This is a genomic window from Verminephrobacter aporrectodeae subsp. tuberculatae At4 (assembly GCF_000193225.1).
Classification (GTDB): domain Bacteria; phylum Pseudomonadota; class Gammaproteobacteria; order Burkholderiales; family Burkholderiaceae_C; genus Acidovorax; species Acidovorax aporrectodeae.
The window spans coordinates 1-899 of record NZ_AFAL01000223.1 but is presented as its reverse complement, the minus strand read 5'-3'; the positions used below and the strand labels follow the sequence as shown (position 1 = coordinate 899).

Annotated in this window: 2 protein-coding genes; one reads left to right on the top strand and one right to left on the bottom strand. The window is 70.6% G+C overall.

The window, feature by feature from the left end:
- Positions 1 to 432: hydroxymethylbilane synthase (hemC, locus tag VTU_RS0106010; protein ID WP_010102038.1), on the bottom strand; the 432-nt coding region annotated here is incomplete at its 3' end.
- 188 nt (positions 433 to 620) lie between these two features.
- On the opposite strand from hemC, the gene VTU_RS25980 reads away from it, so the two are divergent.
- Positions 621 to 899: phosphoenolpyruvate carboxylase (locus VTU_RS25980; RefSeq protein ID WP_010102036.1), on the top strand; the 279-nt coding region annotated here is incomplete at its 3' end.

Genomic DNA, 899 nt, shown 5'->3' with positions numbered 1-899 from the left:
CAGGTCGGGCCGCAGCGCCTGCAACAGCACCTGGCGGCGCAGGCTGGAGGTGCCCACGCGCGCGCCCCGGGGCAGGGCGTCGAGCCCCGCGTAGCGCGCCGAGACCAGGGCGTCGCGCGGGTCTTCGCGCTCCAGCACGCAGGCCAGGGAGAGGCCTGCGGGCAGGTCCATGGGCAGGTCCTTGAGCGAGTGCACGGCGATCTGCGCACGGCCCTGCACGAGCGCCGCTTCGAGCTCTTTGATGAACAGGCCCTTGCCGCCCACCTTGGCCAGCGAGCGGTCCAGAATCTGGTCGCCCCGGGTCGTCATGCCCAGCAGCTGCACGCCGTGACCACGCGCCTGGAGCAGGGCCTGCACATGCCGGGCCTGCCAGAGCGCCAAGCGGCTCTCGCGCGTGGCGATGACGAGGGGGATGGGATGCGTGCCGCTCAAAATTCGTAGCCTGCCGGGAGATATGCGAGATATGCGCGAGATATGCGCTTGGACGGGCGGGCGATGCTAGCATGCGCCCGCGCCACGCCGGTAGCGGCGCGGCCCGTGGCCCGTCAGCCCGCCTTGGCCGCGGATTTCCCCGCAGCCGGTCGCGCCGGACACCCCCCATCCACTCCGGAGATACCCGCATGCAAGCATCCGACAAGGACCAACCCCTGATCGACGACATCCGTCTGCTGGGGCGCATTCTGGGCGACGTGATCCGCGAGCAGGAGGGGGTCGCCGCGTACGAGTTGGTGGAGCAGGTGCGCAGGCTCTCCGTCGCCTTCCGCCGCGACGCCGACCCGCAGGCCGAGCGCGCGCTCAAGAAGCGGCTCAAGTCGCTCTCGGGCGAGCAGACGGTGAGCGTGATCCGCGCCTTCACCTATTTCAGCCATCTGGCGAACCTGGCCGAAGACCGCCACCAC